Origin of the sequence: Sinorhizobium sp. BJ1, from assembly GCF_002531555.1 — a bacterium.
In the GTDB taxonomy this organism is placed as follows: Bacteria; Pseudomonadota; Alphaproteobacteria; order Rhizobiales; family Rhizobiaceae; genus Sinorhizobium; species Sinorhizobium fredii_B.
In genome coordinates this window covers 253,848-272,658 of record NZ_NWTH01000001.1, presented here as the reverse complement: position 1 = coordinate 272,658, position 18,811 = coordinate 253,848, and the positions used below count along the sequence as shown (strand labels likewise).

General features: G+C 64.3%; 12 protein-coding genes and 1 pseudogene. 1 reads left to right on the top strand and 12 read right to left on the bottom strand.

The genetic code is table 11. The features are described from left to right. Positions 1-40: 40 nt before the first annotated feature. The 10 genes and pseudogenes from CO676_RS01375 to mutS form a co-directional block, all read right to left on the bottom strand. Positions 41-856, bottom strand: a complete 816-nt coding sequence (locus tag CO676_RS01375; protein ID WP_014760846.1) for a 1-acyl-sn-glycerol-3-phosphate acyltransferase — start codon at positions 854-856, stop codon at positions 41-43. A gap of 36 nt (positions 857-892) precedes the next feature. Continuing rightward, positions 893-1,390, bottom strand: a complete 498-nt coding sequence (locus CO676_RS01370) for an N-acetyltransferase (RefSeq protein WP_014760845.1) — start codon at positions 1,388-1,390, stop codon at positions 893-895. Between the two features lie 82 nt (positions 1,391-1,472). Continuing rightward, positions 1,473-2,141: a tRNA (adenosine(37)-N6)-threonylcarbamoyltransferase complex dimerization subunit type 1 TsaB gene (gene tsaB / locus CO676_RS01365; RefSeq protein WP_014760844.1), complete on the bottom strand. Its 669-nt coding sequence runs from the start codon at positions 2,139-2,141 to the stop codon at positions 1,473-1,475. A gap of 214 nt (positions 2,142-2,355) precedes the next feature. Continuing rightward, positions 2,356-2,922: a NifU family protein gene (locus CO676_RS01360; RefSeq protein WP_014760843.1), complete on the bottom strand. Its 567-nt coding sequence runs from the start codon at positions 2,920-2,922 to the stop codon at positions 2,356-2,358. A 107-nt stretch (positions 2,923-3,029) separates the two neighbouring features. After that, the gene (locus CO676_RS01355; RefSeq protein WP_014760842.1) at positions 3,030-3,521 is read right to left on the bottom strand and encodes a universal stress protein; all 492 of its coding nucleotides are present in this window, start codon (positions 3,519-3,521) and stop codon (positions 3,030-3,032) included. A gap of 52 nt (positions 3,522-3,573) precedes the next feature. Then, entirely contained in the window at positions 3,574-4,638 is a 1,065-nt protein-coding gene (trpS, locus tag CO676_RS01350) for a tryptophan--tRNA ligase (protein ID WP_097519534.1), read from the bottom strand. A gap of 91 nt (positions 4,639-4,729) precedes the next feature. After that, positions 4,730-5,120 (bottom strand): annotated as a pseudogene (locus CO676_RS01345) (VOC family protein). Continuing rightward, complete coding sequence (gene murJ, locus CO676_RS01340) at positions 5,117-6,724, bottom strand: murein biosynthesis integral membrane protein MurJ (RefSeq protein ID WP_097519402.1); 1,608 nt, start codon at positions 6,722-6,724, stop codon at positions 5,117-5,119. Before murJ ends, CO676_RS01345 begins: the two are co-directional and overlap by 4 nt. Further along, entirely contained in the window at positions 6,721-9,570 is a 2,850-nt protein-coding gene (locus CO676_RS01335) for a [protein-PII] uridylyltransferase (protein ID WP_086018034.1), read from the bottom strand. Before CO676_RS01335 ends, murJ begins: the two co-directional genes overlap by 4 nt. Before the next feature lie 323 nt (positions 9,571-9,893). Continuing rightward, positions 9,894-12,641 carry a DNA mismatch repair protein MutS gene (mutS, locus tag CO676_RS01330; protein WP_097519401.1) on the bottom strand — a complete coding sequence of 916 codons (2,748 nt, stop codon included), beginning with the start codon at positions 12,639-12,641 and terminating at the stop codon, positions 9,894-9,896. 102 nt (positions 12,642-12,743) lie between these two features. Between mutS and CO676_RS01325 the strand changes: the two genes are divergently transcribed. Next, on the top strand, positions 12,744-15,029 hold the full coding sequence (locus tag CO676_RS01325) for an NADP-dependent malic enzyme (RefSeq protein WP_097519400.1): 2,286 nt from the start codon (positions 12,744-12,746) through the stop codon (positions 15,027-15,029). 498 nt (positions 15,030-15,527) lie between these two features. Here the strand turns inward: CO676_RS01325 and CO676_RS01320 are convergent, their stop codons facing one another. Both CO676_RS01320 and CO676_RS01315 read right to left on the bottom strand, forming a co-directional pair. Further along, positions 15,528-16,418 carry a GNAT family N-acetyltransferase gene (locus tag CO676_RS01320; protein ID WP_097519399.1) on the bottom strand — a complete coding sequence of 297 codons (891 nt, stop codon included), beginning with the start codon at positions 16,416-16,418 and terminating at the stop codon, positions 15,528-15,530. A 116-nt stretch (positions 16,419-16,534) separates the two neighbouring features. Next, a complete protein-coding gene (locus CO676_RS01315; RefSeq protein ID WP_097519398.1) occupies positions 16,535-18,790 on the bottom strand; it encodes an ATP-binding protein in 2,256 nt (751 codons plus the stop codon). Between the last annotated feature and the right edge of the window lie 21 nt (positions 18,791-18,811).

Sequence of the window (18,811 nt, the reverse complement as noted above, 5' to 3'; positions counted from 1 at the left end):
TGGACGCGGCGCCGAAGGCGGCAGGCGCCTCGCGCTTCAACTAGGCAGCGGTCTTCTCGCGCGCCGGAGCCCGCCCGCGCAGCCGGTCCGACAACATGCTGCGAATCCGCTGTTCGATAGTCCGGCTGACTTCCTTGCGGTTGGAACGGTGGTCGTAGTCCACCGCTTCGCCGAAATCGACCTCCACATCGAGCGCCCCTTCCCTGAGCACGCCGACGAGATGCGGCAGCAGCCCGATGTCGCCCGGCCATGCCGCGATCGGCCGGTAGTAGCGGCCCATGGGCATGCCGTGGATGCCCGTATAGGAAATCGCCACCGGCTGGACGTGCACGACACCCGTCGGCGACTGCGGCACGGCCGAGGCGGCGGCGCCGAACAGTGACGTCTTGATCTCGAGCAGGCGATTACCATCCGAGGTCGTACCCTCCGGAAAGAGAACGACGACCTCGCGGTCGGCGAGCCGCCGGCCGATCTCGCTCACCTGATCGCCGGTCGTGCGCTTCTGTTGGCGCTCGATGAAGACGGAAGCCTGCAGCCGGGCGAGGAGACCGAAGACGGGCCAATCCTTGACGTCCGACTTGGCGACGAACACGACATCGGCAATCGACGACAGGACCAGTATGTCCTTCCAGGAGACGTGATTGGCGCTGATGAGCAGCGGCCGCCGCCGATCCAACTCTCCGTGGACCCGAACCCGCATGCCGAGCAGGCGGCAGGCGGTGCGATGCCAAAATCGCGGCAGGAACCTGCGTGGCTTCAGATCCAACCAAAGGCAGGCGAGTTGGACCGGCATCAACAGGAGAGAAACAATGGCGAGCAGGATGGCGTAGAGCGCGACGCGTATCCAGTTGATCATCCGGAAAGACTTTCTGATCCCACCACTCGGATGGGACTAGCGGAGATCGAGCCGCATGACAAGCGCGGCGGTGCGCGCCCCGGCCGTCCCCTGATAGTAGGCCTTGCGCTCGCCGACCTTCGCGAAGCCAAGCTTGCCGTAGAGACCGATCGCGGCCAGGTTCGTCTCGTCGACTTCGAGGAACAGCGTCTCGGCGCCCTTGACGAACGCCTCGCGCATCACCGCCTGCATCAGCCGCCAGCCGAGACCGGAGCGGGCGAAGCGCGAATCGACGCCGATCGTGAGGATTTCGGCCTCGCCCGCGGTGGCACGCGACAGCACGAAGCCTCCGAAGGCCGGGCGAAACGTCCCATTCGTCTGGCGGGCGGCGAAGCCGAAAACCGTGTCTTGCAGCAGGAGTGCGTGGATTTCGCCGTCGCTCCACGGCGCAGCGAAACGCTGGCCGTGCAGAGTTGCCGCCGCCATGAGGTCCGCCTCCTCAAGCGGGAAGATGTCGAATTCAGTGCGACGCGTGAAATAGTCTGTGAAGCTCATTTCGGTCCTACGCATCCGGCTCGATGGTGCCGCGCCTCCTCATCGTAGTCGCCGGCCCGCTGTTTCGATTGACTGAACGGGTCTATCCCGCTGTCGCCCTCGTGACTGCGAAACCTGCTTGAGGCTTTGCATCGGGGCCGCGCAAATAGAGCGGTTTCGGCTTGGCCGAGGCTGGATCGGCCGCAGCACCCAGCCGGCCGACGAAAGCGACGTCGATCTCGTCCGGCCCGCCGGCCCGCTCGGCCGAGGCGACAAGCGGTGCGCCGGAGCCGCAAATGACGCCGGTGAACCCGGAAACCCGATCGCGCGCTTCGGCGAGCGGGAGAATTTCAGCTTCGCCTTCCGCCTCGCCGAGCGCTGTAAAGGATTGGACATAGACCTCGCCGCGTTTCGCGTCGATGGCCGCGAGCACCGGCCGCCCCGGCTGCTTCTCCCTGGCGTTCTCGGCAACAACCTGAAGCGTGGTAACCCCGACGGCCGGCTTCCCGAGGGCAAGCGCCAGGCCGCGCGCCGCCGCGACGCCGACGCGAATGCCGGTAAACGACCCCGGTCCGATGGTCACGGCGATGCGGTCGATCTCCGCAAGCTGCCTGTCGGAGGCGAGCAACGCCTCATCGACAAACTCCATCAGTCGCTCGGCATGCCCGCGACCTATATCGGCACCGGCGCGCGCGAGGACCTCGCCCGCCGCACCGTCATAGACTGCTGCGGCGCAACCGCTGCCCGATGTATCGATGGCAAGAACCAGCATTGTGAGCCGCCATGACCTCCCTGCGCTGCTTCTCCGGCCTGCGAAGACGCTCTTCCGTCTGCGAGCCGCGACTCACCTGAGCCGGCAGCTTCGCCTTCCGACGGTATTCCGAAATCTTGAGGGCCTCAATCAGCCTGAAATCGCTACAACTCCGAGTCCGCGGGAGCGGCCCGCAAGCGGCACCGCTACACACAACTTACCCGGCCGGTTTCGATCAGACCGATTCGACCGACTGGACCTCGGGCACGAAATGGCGCAGCAAATTCTGCACGCCGTGCCGAAGCGTCGCGGTCGAGGACGGGCAACCGGAGCACGCCCCCTTCATGTTCAGGAACACGGTGCCGTCCTTGAAACCCCGGAAGGTGATGTCGCCGCCATCCTGGGCGACGGCCGGCCGTACCCGCGTGTCGAGCAGCTCCTTGATCGTCGCGACGATCGCCTCGTCGCCCTCGTCAAAGAATTCGCCTTCCTGGTCGGTCTCTTCGGCGCGGCTCGCGCCCGACATGATCGGCTGGCCGGACATGAAGTGTTCCATGATCGAGCCAAGGATCGCGGGCTTCAGGTGCTGCCATTCCTGGCCTTCCTTGCTGACCGTGATGAAATCGTAGCCGAAATAGACGCCGCTGACGCCGGGAATCGAAAAGAGCCGTACCGCGAGCGGCGAACCGGCGCGCGCCTCGTCTTCGCTTCGGAATTCGGCCGTACCGCTCTCCATGACCACCTTGCCCGGCAGGAATTTCAAAGTGGCCGGATTCGGCGTGGCTTCGGTCTGGATGAACATGATTCTCTCCGTTGCGCCGGGAGCGCTTCCCAACCGGCTCTTTAGAATAGTTCAAAAGAATATAGGGGCAACGTTTCGACCCCGCAAGGGCGCGTTCTGCCACAGGGTCAGGTCAGCGCGTCGATCTCCTCGTCCGTCAGAAGATCGGGGATGACCGTGACGGGGATGGGAAAGGCCGCTGCCTTCCCCGCGATCGACGACACCAGCGGGCCGGGACCTTCCTTCGCCGATCCAGCCGCAAGCACGAGGATGGCGATATCCCGGTCTTCCTCGATCAGGGCGTAGATCTGTTCCGTGGCGATGCCTTCGCGAATGACGATCTCAGGCTCGATGCCGATCCTTTCGCGAACCGTCTGGGCGATCTTGGCGAGGGTCGCCTCGGCCTCTTCGCGCGCCTCCGCCCGCATAATCTCCTCCACCCCCAGCCACTGCTGGAAGTCGCCGTCGGCGATCACGTAGAGCAGCACGAGACCGCCATTGGAGTTCTTCGCGCGCAGGCCTGCATAATGCACGGCACGACCGCATTCGGGCGTGTCATCGATCACCGCCATGAACTTGCGGCGATGACCTTCCAGTCGTGAGAGTCGGGTGGAAACCATGCGGCGAACATTACATCGCCGCACGCGTCCCGCAAGGTCTCATTTCGGCGGATTACTGCAAAAAGCCGATGATCTCGCGAACCTCGCGCATGGTCTTTTCCGCCCTCGCCCGCGCACGCTCCCCGCCATCGCGCAGGATCGCGTCGATATGCGCCGTATCGTCCATCAGGCGGCGCATATCGCCGGTGATCGGCGACAGAACGTCGACGGCGAGATCGATGAGGGCCGGCTTGAAGACCGAGAATTGCTGGCCGCCGAACTCGGCGAGGATCTCGTCCTTCGACCGGTCGGAAAGGGCCGCATAGATGCCGACGAGGTTTTCCGCCTCCGGGCGGCCCTTCAGCCCCTCAACTTCGCTCGGCAGCGCATCAGGATCGGTCTTGGCCTTGCGGATCTTCTTGGCGATCGTCTCCTGATCGTCCATCAGATTGATGCGGGACAGGTCGGACGGATCGGACTTCGACATCTTCTTCGTGCCGTCACGCAGCGACATGACGCGCGGCGCCGGTCCGCCGATCAACGGCTCCACCGGCGGGAAATAGGCATGGATCGGTTCTTCGCCGACGACGATATCGACGCCGTAGCCGCCGCGCCGGATGTGCTCCATGAAGTCGATATTGAATTTCTGAGCGATGTCGCGGGTGAGTTCGAGATGCTGCTTCTGGTCATCGCCGACCGGGACATGGGTGGCGCGGTAGACGAGGATGTCGGCCGCCATCAGACTCGGATAGGCAAGCAGGCCAAGGGAGGCGTTTTCGCGGTCCTTGCCGGCCTTGTCCTTGAACTGCGTCATCCGGTTCATCCAGCCGATGCGGGCGACGCAATTGAAGATCCAGGCCAGCTCCGCATGCTGCGGCACGGCCGACTGGTTGAAGACGATGTGCTTGTCCGGATCGATGCCGGAGGCGACGAAGGCCGCGGCGATCGAGCGTATCTGGCCCGGCAGGTCCTCGTGCACGAGCTGGGCGGTGATCGAGTGGAGATCGACGACGCAATAGATGCAGTCGTTGTTCTCCTGCAGGGCGACGAACTTGCGGATCGCGCCGAGATAGTTGCCGAGATGCAGATTGCCGGTCGGTTGAACGCCGGAAAATACGAGCGGCTTGAATTCGTTCATGTCGTCCCCATCGGGCTTGTGGAGGGCCCACCAATTGATATCGCCGCGCTTATGCACGGCGGGCCAAATGCAATCAAGAGGCACGCAGCGGTCAGGCGGGTTGCAGGAGGTCCCAGCGATTGCCGAACGGATCGGCGAAGACGGCCACGGTTCCGTAGGCTTCATGGCGCGGCGTCTCGACGAATTCGACGCCGACCGCGAGCATGGCGGCGTGGTCGCGGGCGAAATCATCGGTGAAGAGAAAGAAGCCGACGCGCCCGCCGGTCTGGTTGCCGATGGCCGCCCGCTGGCGTTCACCCATCGGCCTTGGCGATGATCAGCGCCGTTTCGGTCGCGCCCGGCGGCCGCACCAGCACCCAGCGCTTGCCGCTGCCGAGATCGGTGTCCTCGATCAGGTCGAAGCCCAATCGGCCGCAATAGAAGGCGATACCCTCGTCATAGTCCGGGACGAGAATGGCGACACGGGCAATGAACTGCCTCATGGCGTATCTGCCCCTTCGCCGGCAGGCGATTCAGCCGCGCTTACCGCCTTGCGTTTCAAACTGCGGCGGATCATCCCCAGACTGGCGCCGCCGAGCCCGAAGGCAGCGGCGAAATAGATCATCATCGCAGCTGCCATCAGGCCGCAGACGGTCGCGGCTTGAGTCAGAACCGGCGCGGCGGAAGAAAGCGGGAAGGCCAGCCACTGGATGGCATAGTGGAGCGCGGCCGCCATGATCCCGGCGGCGACCACGAGACGCGGAATGCGGGTCAGCAGCGGAATGTCGCGGCCCCAGTGCCCGCGCCAGGCGAGCGTCGCGAAGAGGAGGAGCGCATTCACCCAGCCGGCAACGACCTCGGCTGTGGCGATGCCGCTTGCGGCCAGCGACGGAAACAGCGTCAGTGCCAGCGAGACGTTCACCGCCACGGAGATCGCCGCGAAGATCATCGGCGTGCGGGTATCCTCGCGCGCGAAGAAGCCTGGAATGAAGGCCTTGATCAGCACGAAGGCCGGCAGGCCGAGACCGTAGATCGCCAGGATATGCCCGACGACGACGGTCGCTTCGGGCGAGAACTTGCCGCGTTCGAAGAGGAGCCTGACGATCGGCTCGGACATGACGAGCAGCGCGGCGGCGGCCGGCAGGGTCAGGAACAGGGTGAATTCGACGGAACGGTTCTGGAGGTTCGACGCCTCGCTGAGATTGCCGGCACGAAGCGCGCGCGCCAACTCCGGCAAGAGTACCGTCGCGACTGCGATTCCGACGACGCCGAGCGGAAGCTGGTAGATACGGTCCGCATAGACGAGCGAGGAGACCGCCCCCTCCTTGGCCGAGGCGATGTTGGTGTTGATCAACAGGTTGATCTGGGTAATGCCGCCGGTGATCGCCGCCGGCAGCGCCAGGACGAGCAGGCGCGTGACATTGGCGGTCAACCGCGGGCGGCGAAAGCCGATCCGTATCCCGGCGTTGCGGACGGCGATCCAGACGATCGCCAGTTGAACGAGACCGGCGGCCATGACACCCCAGGAAAGGCCGTAGCCGACGGCAACCGCGTCCTGGCCGATGTACCATGCATAAACAAGTACCCCGATCAGGATGAAGTTCAGGAACACCGGGGCGATGGCGGCGGCGAAATAGCGATGCAGCGAATTGAGCATGCCCGCCATCATCGCCGCCAGCGACATGCAGGCGAGATAAGGGAACATAATCGTCGCGAAGGTGACAGTGCTCGCGAATTTCGCCGGGTCGTCGGCGAAACCGGGGGCGATCAGCTCGCGCACGATAAACGGCATCGCGAGTTCCATCGCGATCGTCAGGAGAAGAAGAACGGTGAAAAGCACACCAAAGACTTCTTCGGAAAAGCGGCGGGCGCCCTCCATGCCGCGCGCTTCGATCTCCTTGGCAAAGAGCGGCACGAAGGCCGCGTTGAACGCTCCTTCGGCGAAAAGCCGGCGGAAGGTATTCGGCAGCCGGAAGGCGGTGTTGAAAGCGTCGGCGACCGGTCCGGTGCCGAGTGCGGCCGCCATGAAGGTCTCGCGCACGAAGCCGAAAACGCGACTTCCGAGCGTCGCGCCCCCGACGGTTGCGAATTTCTTGACTAGGCTCATGTTTCGGCTTTTGTCGTTTTGGACGCGTTCGAGATCCGCGGCGGATGGGCCGGCGCGATGATGCCGGATGGCATGCGCTCGCGCGCCTCGTCGACCTCGCCGGCGAGCACCGCCTTCAAGCGCGCGGCAATATTGGCCTGCCGGTTCTCGTTGGTGATCTTCGCGCCCACCAGGTCGGTCACATAAAAGGTGTCGATGACCTTCTCGCCGAACGTGGTGATATGGGCCGAGGCGATATCGAGCGAAAGGTCGGAGAGCACCGCCGTCACCTCCGAAAGCAAGCCGGTCCGGTCGAGGCCCTCGACCTCGATGACAGTGAACTTGTTCGACAGCGTGTTGCTGATCGTCACCTCCGGCGTCACGGTGAAGGCCTTGCTGCGCTTCCTCGCCCGGGTGCGGCTGGCGATCACCTCCGGCAGGCGCTTGCGGCCGGAGAGCACGTCCTCGATCAGTTTGCCGATGCTCGCCGCCCGCCGCGTCTCGTCCTCGTCGACCGAAAACTCGCGGTTGACGAGGATCGTATCGAGCGCCCGCCCGTCCGCGGTCGTATGAATCTGCGCATCGACGATGTTGGCGCCCGCGGCTGCGCAGGCGCCGGCGATGACCGTCAGCAGGCGCGGATGGTCCGGCGAAAGCACGGTGATTTCAGTGATGGCGTGGAAGTGATGGGTGCGCACCATCGTCGCCAGAGTCTTGCCGGCGCGGTCCGCCTCGCGGATGAACTCGGCGTGTCGCACCTGATCCTCGACTGCCACGGTGAGGAGATAGGGCTGATAATGGAGCCGGACATAGGCGTCGCGCTCCTTCTTCGGCCAATCCTTGAGTGCGTCGCCGAGTATGAGCGCGGCGTGCTTTGCCCGTTCCTTGCGCGACAGTTCCGAGAAGCCGCCGGAAAGAAGCAGTTCCGTCTCATAGTAGAGCGTGCGCAGCAACTGCCCTTTCCAGCCGTTCCAGACACCGGGGCCGACGGCCCGGATGTCGCAAACGGTCATGATGAGCAGCATCTTCAGGCGATCGAGCGATTGCACCCGTTCGGCGAAGTCGAGGATAGTCTTTCGGTCGTTGAGGTCGCGGGTCTGGGCGACCATGGACATGGTCAGGTGTTCCTCGACCAACCAGACCACGGTTTCCGTCTGCTTCGGTGACAGGCCGAGGCGCGGGCAGAGCTTGCGGGCCACCTTGGCGCCGGCCACCGAATGATCCTCTGGGCGACCCTTGGCGATGTCGTGCAGCAGCACGGCAACGTAGAGTGCTTCGCGGTCTTCGATACTGGGCATGAGCATCGCCGTCAGCGGGTGCGCCTCCTCCTCGAGGCCGCGATCGATCCGCGAGAGAACGTCGACGGTGCGCAGGAGATGCTCGTCCACCGTGTAGTGGTGATACATGTTGAACTGCATCATCGAGACGATCTTGCCGAAATCCGGAATAAAGCGGCCGAGCACGCCCGACTCGTTCATGCGCCTCAGGATCAGTTCCGGATTGCGCCGAGAGGTCAGGATCGACAGAAAGAGCCGGTTGGCCTCGTCGTTTTCGCGCAAATGCGGAGTGATCAGGCTGAGCGAGCGCGTCACCTGCTTGAGCGCGGCCGGGTGGAATTCCAGGCCGTGAATATCGGCGATGTGGAACAGGCGCAGCAGGTTGACCGGATCGCGCTTGAAGACCTCCGGGCTCGCGAGCGCGATGCGGCCGCCATCGTCGACGAAGTCGAGCGTGCCGGCAATCTTGCGCGTGCGGTGCCTGAAGCGGCTGAAGACGCCCGAAATCCCCGGCGTATCCTTCGCCTGCTGGTCTTCAAGCGCCGCGCAGAAGATGCGGGTGAGATCGCCGACGTCCTTCGCGACGAGGAAGTAGTGCTTCATGAAGCGTTCGACCGCCGAGAGGCCCGGATGGTCGTGATAGCCGAGCGCTTCGGCAATCTCGCGCTGGATGTCGAAGGACAGCCGCTCCTCTGCCTTTCCGGTCAGAAAATGCATGTGGCAGCGTACCGCCCAGAGGAAATCATCCGATTTCTGGAAAAGCTTGTATTCCTGCCGCGACAGGACGCCGAGCTTGACGAGGTCGGCCGGATCCTTGACCCGGTAGAAATACTTGGCGATCCAGAACAGCGTGTGCAGGTCGCGCAGGCCACCCTTGCCTTCCTTGACGTTCGGCTCGACGAGGTAGCGGGTGTCGCCCGCCTTACGGTGGCGCCCGTCCCGTTCGGCAAGCTTCGCGGCGATGAATTCGGGGCCGGTGTTGCGGACGATCTCATGGTCGAAGCGCTGTTCGAGTTCACCCGCCAGGGCCTCGGAGCCGCAAATGTAGCGGCATTCGAGGATCGCCGTGCGGATCGTCATGTCGGCGCGCGATAGGCGGATGCATTCGTCGATGGTCCGCGTCGCATGGCCGACCTTGAAGCCAAGGTCCCATAGGACATAGAGCATGAACTCGATGGCGGGTTCCGCCCAGACCGCCTTCTTGGAGGGCAGCAGGAAGAGCAGGTCGATATCCGAGCCCGGCGCTAGCGTGCCGCGGCCGTAGCCGCCGACAGCCGTCACGGCAAGCCGGGTTGCCGGCGGCGCATGGGCGGCGTCGAACACCTCGTTCAACACGAAATCGTGCAGCACGGTGATGAGCTGGTCCTGCAGCCAGGAAATGCGCTCGGCGCATTTGATCCCCGCGCCGTCGGCGGCCAGCAGTTCGCGGGCCTTGGCTCGGCCTGCATTGTTCGCCTCCTTGAAGGCGGCAAGCAAGGCACGGCGCATCGGTTCGCGTTGCTCGGCATGGGCCGAAGCAATGAAGCCGCACTTCGCCCGCAGTGCGGCGACGTCGAGAATTTCGAGAAAGGAAGTTTCGTGTCTGGCCATATAGTGCCGGGAGGCGTCCTGTCCGACTGATCGTATGGTTCGCTGCAGGTGCAAGCGATCCTGCATGTCATTCGGATCGGCTTCTGTCTACCGCATGTCTCCTTAAATCGTAGCCGATTTAAGGATGAAAACATGCAACATTCGAAGTGCTACAGCGATCTTTGCGCGTCAGATAGACGCGCGGCGCTGTAGGGCCGGAATCATGCAGCATTTCAAGCACTACCGCGTGCCCCCATGAAAAGGCACGCGGCGCTGTATAGCCTTTTTGCCTGTCGATTGACAGGGAAAAACGGTGCATTACAAGACACGAGGCGCGCGCCAAGTCAGCGGCCGGCGAGGTCCTTTTTTAAGGCGTAGAGCGCATCGAGCGCCTCGCGCGGCGTCATGTCGTCGGGATTGATCGCCCTCAGCGCCTCTTCGACCTTGGAGGGGCCGGAAACCCTTGCCGCTTCCTCACGCCGAACCGCGACCTGGAAGAGCGGCAGGTCGTCGATGAGCTGGCTTGCCGGGTTCTTGCGGTCGGCATCTTCGAGCTTGGCAAGCACGTCCCTCGCCCGCGCGACGACCGACGCGGGCAAGCCGGCAAGCCGGGCGACCTGGATGCCATAGGAACGGTCGGCAGCGCCAGGGCCGACCTCGTGCAGGAAGATCACGTCGCCGTCCCACTCCTTGACCCGCATGGTGGCGTTCGACAGGCGTCCGAGCTTCTCGGAAAGCACGGTCAATTCGTGAAAATGGGTGGCGAAGAGACCTCGGCAGCGATTGACCTCGTGCAGATGCTCGACCGCCGCCCAGGCGATCGACAGACCGTCGAAGGTCGCGGTGCCGCGGCCGATCTCGTCGAGGATCACCAGCGATCGGTCGCTTGCCTGATTGAGGATCGCCGCCGTCTCGACCATTTCGACCATGAAGGTAGAACGGCCGCGGGCGAGGTCGTCCGAGGCGCCGACGCGCGAGAAGAGCCGGTCGACGATACCGATATGGGCGGCGTTGGCGGGCACGAAGGAACCCATCTGCGCCATGATGGCGATCAGCGCGTTCTGGCGCAGGAAGGTCGACTTGCCGCCCATGTTCGGGCCGGTGAGCAGCCATATGGCGCCGGCCTCAGGACCGTCCGTTGGCGACAGGTCGCAGCCATTGGCGACGAAAGGATTGCCCGCCTGGCGCCTCAGCGCCTGCTCGACGACCGGGTGGCGTCCGCCGTCGATCAAGAACATCCGCGAGTGATCGACGACGGGCCGCGCATAGTTCTGCTCTTCCGCCAGGACGGCAAGTCCCGCCGAGACGTCGAGCGTCGCGAGCGCCAGCGCCGCCGCCTTGATCGCCTCGGCATGGGCGACGACCTCGCGCGTCATCGCCTCGAACGCCTCGAGCTCGATCGCCAGCGCCCGGTCGGCGGCATTGGCGATCTTCGTTTCGAGCTCGGCGAGTTCCGTTGTGGTGAAGCGCATGGCGCTCGCCATGGTCTGGCGATGGATGAAGCGGGCGCGCCCGGCATCCGTGTCGGTCATCGCCCCGGCATTGCCGGCGGTGACTTCGATAAAATAGCCGAGCACATTGTTGTGCTTGATCTTCAGCGACTTGATGCCGGTCTCTTCGCAATATTGAAGCTGCAGTCCGGCGATGACGCGGCGCGACTGGTCGCGCAGCGCCCGAACCTCGTCGAGCTCGCCGCTCGCCGCTTCGCGAAGGAAGCCGCCGTCGCGCTTCAGGAGCGGCAGGTCTTCGGCAAGCGTCGAATCGAGACGTGCCAACAGGGATGCCGGCAGCGCGGCGATCGCGGCCTGCGCCTCGGCAAGCTCCGCCGATAACCGAGCGCCCGAAAGCAGCGTCGAGGTCGCCGCCGCCGCCCGGAGCCCGGCCTGGATGGCGCCGAGGTCCCGCGGCCCGCCGCGGCCGAGTGCGAGCCTGGACAGGGCGCGCGGCATGTCCGGCGCGCGCCGCAAGGTGTCGCGGACATCCATGGCGAAGCTTGGCTGGTCGAGCAGGACCTCGATCGAATCGAGCCGCCGGTTGATCCGCTCCGGATCGGTCAGCGGCGACATCAGCCGCTCGGCGACGAGACGCGCGCCGCCGCTGGTGACGGTCCGGTCGAGGGCTCTGAGCAGGCTGCCGTCACGGGCGCCGGACAGCGTCTTGACGAGTTCGAGATTGGCGCGGGTTGCCGGGTCGATGAAGAGGGTCGAGGCGGCGCTCTCCCGCTCGGGAATACCAAGCGGCGGACGCTCGGCGAGTTGCGTCTTCTCGACATAGGAGATCGCCGCCGAGGCGGCCGCAAGTTCGGCGCGCGAGAAAGTACCGAAGCCATCGAGGGTCTTGACGCCGTAGTAACGGGCGATCCGGCCCTCGGCGGTCGCGCTGTCGAAGAGGACGGCGGGCTGCGGTACCGCCACGCGGCCGAGCACGTCGAACACCGGGCGCAGTTCCGGATCGTGGAAGACGGTATCCGGCAGGATCAGCTCGCGCGGCTCGACGCGCAGGATGTCGGCCAGCAGGCGGCTCTCGCCCGTCTCGGCGAGACGGAAGATGCCGGTCGAGATGTCGATCCAAGCAAGCGCATAGGCGGGCTCCGAGCCGCTCCGGATGCGGGCAAGCGCCATCAGATAGTTGGAGTCCGAGGGCGACAGCAGCTTGTCCTCGGTGATCGTTCCGGGTGTCACCAGCCGCACGACGTCTCGGCGCACGACGGATTTGCTGCCACGCTTCTTGGCCTCGGCGGGATCCTCCACCTGCTCGCAGACGGCGACCCGGAAGCCGAGCGCGATCAGCTTCTGCAGATAGTCGTCGGCGGCATGGACCGGCACGCCGCACATCGGGATATCCTGACCGAGATGCTGGCCGCGCTTGGTGAGGGTGATGCCGAGCGCGCGGGAGGCCTCCACAGCATCCTGGAAGAACAGCTCGTAGAAATCGCCCATGCGGTAAAACAGCAGCGAATCCGGATTGTTCGCCTTGATCTCGATGAACTGCTCCATCATCGGCGTGGCAGTGGAGCGGCTCTCCTCACTCGCGAGTTCGGACACGGAAAGGACGTCGCCCGTGCGGCTCGATGCGTCACTCATGAAATTCATGATTGTTCCAAAAAAAGAGATGTCACACTATCCGCAAGCATTTATAGACGACAACAACAAAGCGGCAGACCGGAACGGTCGCCCACAGGAGGTTGAGGAAACATGCCGGCTACCGACAAGTCCGACCGCACGATGACGAGCGTCACCGCCCAGGAGGCGCTCGACTTCCACTCCCAAGGTCGTCCCGGAAAGCTGGAGATCTCGCCCACCAAGCCGATGGCGACGCAACGCGACCTGTCGCTCGCCTACTCGCCGGGCGTCGCCGTGCCCGTCAAGGCAATCGCCGAGGATCCGGCGACGGCCTACGACTACACGGCACGCGGTAACATGGTGGCGGTGATTTCGAACGGAACGGCGATCCTTGGCCTCGGCAATCTCGGGGCGCTTGCCTCGAAGCCGGTGATGGAGGGCAAATCCGTGCTCTTCAAGCGCTTTGCCGACGTCGATTCGATCGACCTCGAAGTCGACACCGAGAATGTCGACGAATTCATCAACTGCGTCCGCTTCCTCGGCCCCACCTTCGGCGGCATCAATCTCGAGGACATCAGGGCACCGGACTGCTTCATCATCGAGCAGCGGCTGCGCGAGGTCATGGACATCCCGGTGTTCCATGACGACCAGCACGGTACGGCGATCATCGCCGCTGCCGGGCTCATCAATGCGCTGGCGCTGACCGGCCGCGACTTCAAGACCACCAAGCTCGTCTGCAACGGCGCGGGTGCTGCCGCCATCGCCTGCATCGAGCTCATCAAGGCGATGGGCTTCAACCCGGAGAACATCATCCTCTGCGACACAAAGGGGGTGATCTACCAGGGCCGCACCGAGGGCATGAACCAGTGGAAGTCGGCGCATGCGGTCAAGACCGACCGCCGAACACTGGCCGAGGCGGTCGAGGGCGCCGACGTGTTCTTCGGTCTCTCGGCAAAGGGCGCGTTGTCGCCCGACATGGTGCGCTCCCTGGCGCCGAGGCCGATCATCTTCGCCATGGCCAACCCGGACCCGGAAATCACCCCCGAGGAAGTCGCCCAGATCCGCGACGATGCGATCGTCGCGACTGGCCGCTCCGACTATCCGAACCAGGTCAACAATGTTCTCGGCTTCCCCTATATCTTCCGCGGCGCCCTCGATGTGCGCGCCTCGACGATCAACGACGCGATGAAGATCGCAGCGGCGGAAGCGCTTGCCAGCCTCGCCAAGGAAGACGTTCCGGACGACGTCGCCGCCGCCTATCAGGGCAACCGGCCGCGCTTCGGACCGCAATACATCATTCCGGTGCCCTTCGATCCGCGCCTGATCTCGGCGATCCCGATGGCGGTCGCCAAGGCGGCCATGGAAACCGGCGTTGCGCGCAAGCCGATCACGGATCTCAATGCCTATGGGCAGCAGCTTTCCGCCCGACGCGATCCGATCGCCTCGACGCTGCAGCGCATTTACGAGCGCGTCCGCCGCCAGCCGAAGCGCATCGTCTTTGCCGAGGGCGAGGAAGTGCAGATGATGCGCTCGGCCATTGCCTATGCGAACCAGCAGCTCGGCACGGCCATCCTGCTCGGGCGCGAGGAACAGATGCGCGAAACCGCCGAGCGGGAGGGCATCGACCTCGATCGGCCCGGCATCCAGATCGTCAATGCGCGCCTGTCGAAACGCGTCGGCGCCTATACCGACTTCCTTTATGCCCGGCTGCAGCGCAAGGGTTATCTCTTCCGCGACGTACAGCGGCTGATCAACAACGACCGTAATCACTTCGCCGCCTCGATGGTCGCGCTCGGCGATGCCGACGGCATGGTGACCGGCCTCACGCGCAATTACTCGACGGCGCTCGAGGACGTCCGCCGCTGCATCGACGCGAAGCCCGGCCACCGGGTGATTGGCGTATCGATAGCCCTGTGCCGGGGGCGCACCGTGCTCGTCGCCGACACCGCGGTGCACGACATGCCCTCGGCCGAGGAACTCGCCGACATCGCCGAGGAGGCAGCCGGCCTTGCCAAGCGGCTCGGCTACGTGCCGCGCGTCGCCATGCTTGCTTACTCGACTTTCGGCCATCCGTCGGGCGAGCGTTCCGAGCGGGTGCGCGAGGCCGTGAAGATCCTTGACCGGCGCCGCGTCGATTTCGAATATGACGGCGAGATGGCCGCCGACGTGGCGCTCAATCACCGGGTGATGGAGCAATATCCGTTCTGCCGGCTTTCGGGCACCGCCAACGTGCTGGTGATGCCCGCCTTCCACTCGGCCTCCATCTCTACCAAAATGCTCCAGGAGCTGGGCGGCTCGACGGTCATCGGCCCGCTGCTCGTCGGCCTCGACAAATCGGTGCAGATCGCCTCGATGTCGGCCAAGGACTCCGACATCGTCAACCTGGCCGCGATCGCCGCCTATAATGCCGGGACATAAGCCGCTGCACGTGCCATTCTGGCGCAGCCCGCCTCATCGCGACAGAACGCATTAGCAAATCTGTCCGGTAACGGTACAAAGTCTCCAAATAAAACAAGAGCCCACTTCTTGGGAAAGGAAGTGGGCTCAATATAATGCGGCCGACCTACACCTTACGTCATACAAAATGGCAGGAACTTACCGCGATCGAGGCTCCCTCCAGCCGCATCGACGATCATCCCCTTTGTTTTCTACACTGCTTCGTGATGAAACTGAGATCCAACCACGACGATAAAATTCAATGCTTCTAACTTAGAAGTCAAACATATACTTAATAATTGGTTAATACTTGAACCGTGCCTAAAAAAGGCATGGCTTCGCCGGGCCGGATCGGCACTGCTGGTCGGCCTGCTGCATGGTTCCTCAAATCCTAGCCGATTTAAGGATAAAAACGTGCAGCAATTCAAAGTGCTACAGCGACCTTTGTGCATCTGATGGCACGGCGCTGTGGAAGAGGGATCAGGAAACTGACGAAGAAAAGCGTCCGGCGTCGGCACCGTAGTAGTTGAGATAGCGGCCGGATATATTGCTGATCGGCAGAACGATCAGCACGTCCGTCGTGCGGAAGGCATGATCGACCACGGCACCTTCTCCGACCATGGCACCGAGACGCATATAGCCCTTGATGAGGGGCGGCAGGGCCGCAAGCGCCTTCTTCGGATTGATCGCTTCGGATGGCATCAGGTCCATCGTGCGAAAGAGTTCCGGCCGGGCGGCGACCGTCCATTCGTCTCTGGCCAGGACATTGTGGTGCAGGAAGGAAAGCGCCAGCGCGTGCTCCTCGGGAACGACCCCCGGAAAGGAGCCGCAGCCGAACATGGCATCGATGCCATGTTTCAGCGCATAGGCCCAGTTGCCCTGCCAGAGCAGTTCCACCGTGCGCTTGGTCCGGTATTCCGGCAGCACGCAGGAGCGGCCGAGTTCCATGAAGCGCTTGCCCGGGTGGTGGGCGAGAAGATTGCCAATCGCAAACTCGGAAGCCGAGTAGAAGCCACCCGCCCGCGCGGCAACCTCCTGGCGCAGCAGGCGATAGGTGCCGACGATCTGCTCCTCCGGATCGCCCTCGATGGACGTGTCGAGGACCAGCAGATGGTCGCAAATCGCGTCCCAGCCATCGACGTCGCGCTTGCGCCGTTCGGCTTCCGGCGCCACCTGCGCCTTCATCTCCTCGACGAAGACCCGGTAACGCACGGCCTGCGCCGCGTCGATCTCGGCTGCGGAACGGGCAAGCCGGGTTTCGAGATTGGCAATGCGGCCGAGAACATCGGTTGCCGGTGCGGCAATCGTCTTGCGGACGCAAGCCTGTGAGGTGTCAACCACGCTCGTCGAATCCAGAAGGTCGATCGTCATGCCGTGTCATCCCGAGTCGTCACTGTCTGCCCGGGCTTAAACCACGTTTCTGCAACAACATAGTGACACGCGGACGCGAGGCAACCCCGATCCGGGACAATGTCGGAGAACCGAGGCTACGGTTGCCCGGTTTCGAGCAGCCGAGCGAGTTCGGCGAGGAACCGCGCCGGTTCGGCCGGCTTTGTGTGTACGGCGTCCGCACCGGCTGCAAGCAGCAGATGATGAAGATCGCTGCGCAGGTCCGACGTCAGAACGACCACCGGCACCCGGCTCCAGCTCCCGGGCGCTTCCCTCCCGCGGAGGCGCCGAAGCAGGGCGAGCCCGTCACCGCCCGGCATATTGAAGTCCGTTACGATCAGTCCCGGCGCCTCCTTGCCTTGCAGGGCGGTTTCGAGCGCGGCGAAGTCGCCGATGTGGTCTACGGTGTGCCCGGCTCTCTCCAGCATCTTCCGCAGGACCAGGGCGTTCACCGGGTCGTCCTCGGCGAGCAGCACCCGGCGGCCATCCTGCGAGACCGCCGCGGCCTTCCGCGGCTCTGCCCTGAGGATCGGTCTGTTGTCGTTGATCCCGTCACGTTTTTCGATGCCCGTCAGCCGGCCGAGCAGCACTTCCACCAGCGATTTCTCCCGCAAGGGGCGGATCAGCCAGGCTTCGTACCCGCCCATCCGGTTCACCGGATGGCTGGTGCGCTCTTCGGGACTGATCAGGCAGGTCTTGCGCAATCGGAGTCGTTCGAGTCCCGGCTCCAGGGACAGGAGTTCGCGGAATTGTGCCGCATGGCGGTGATCGACGATGATATCCGTCAGCGGCAAGTGACCGGCGAGCACCTGGGCCACCACGCCGCGCGCCGCCGCCAGAGTCTGCGCGCGACGGCATCGGCCGCCGAGCGTCTCTACGGTCGCAGCAAGCGCCGCCGAAGCGGGGCCGTCGGGAGCGAGCAGGAGCACATGCGCCTCGGCGAGAACGCCCCGGCGGAGCTGTGCCGCTGCATCAACCGCTTCGACAGGAAAGCGGACTTCGAAGCGGCTTCCCTCTCCCGTAACGCTTGACGCGGTCAGGCAGCCGCCGAAAGCCTCCATGATCCGACGGGATATCGCCAGTCCAAGACCTGTTCCCTTGGAGCGCTGGGCGTCGTCACCGGCCTGCTCGAACTCCTCAAAGACGCGCGCCAGTTCGTCGGCCGCCATACCGGGGCCGCTGTCATCGACTCGGATGCGGACCCGTCCTTCGCCGAAGTCGGCCGTGACGAGCACGCCGCCGGCTTCGGTGAATTTAACGGCATTGCCGATGACGTTGAACAGCACCTGCCGCAGACGCGCGGCATCAAACGCCACGCGAGACGGCACATTCGTATCGATCGCGGCGCCGATTTCGATGCCTTTCTCGTGGGCGCGATGGGAAAGCATCTCCACCACGTTCTCGATCACGAGGCGCAGGTCCTGCTCAGACGGATGCAATTGGAAGCGGCCGGCCGAGAGCGAGGAGAAATCGATCAGGTCTTCGACAAGTTGAACCAAAGCGTGGCCCGACTGCTGCATATCGGCAAGATAGTTCCGCTGCTCGGCCGTCAGTTTCGTCTGGGCGAGCAGATGGCTCATCCCGAGAATGCCGGAAAGCGGCGTGCGGATCTCGTGCGTGACCGTCGCAAGCAGCCGCGATTTCGCCTGGCTTGCCTCTTCGGCGCGCAGTCGTGCCTCCTCCCCCCGGCGCGCCGACTGCGCCTCTTCCGTTACGTCCCGGGCGATGCTGTGGCGCATCAGCCGACCGGTTGCCGGCTCGCGAATGACGACGTCGTGCCAATCGTAGAGGCGCAAGCCGGCCGGCGTCGCGAAACGGACGATGAAACGGTCGGGACCCGGCCGCGGCTCAAAACTCAGGCCCAGCGAAGCGCAGGTGAGACCCCGCACGTCGGCATGACCGCAGAGTCGGCTGAACACGGCGTTCGCCTGGACGATCCGGCCGTCCATCCCCCGGATGAGAGCGATGTCCCCCAGCGCGTCATGGATCGTCGAAAGCAGCTTCGCCGTTGCGGAACATTGCCGCTCCGCTTTGCCTGTAATCTCGCCCGTCGCCGAGGCGCGGACGGACGCCGCACTATCATCGGCGAGCAACAGGAATGCGCCGGCGAGAGCGCCGACGGCAGCAAGGGCCGGCAGCAGATGAAGACCGGCGCGCGCGCCCACGACGAGGAGAAGCGCCGCCGCAACGAGACCGGCGAGAGCGAAGAGAATGCGGCCAAGGGACGTTTCGCGATCAATCGCCGACCGGCGCACAGTCGCCGCGCCCACCGCCGATGGCACGAGGTCGACGGCTGCGGATCTTGCGCCCGAGCTGGCTTGTTTCCGCGGCATGACTGATGAAGGCTCGCTCATGTCTTCAATCTGACATCGCAA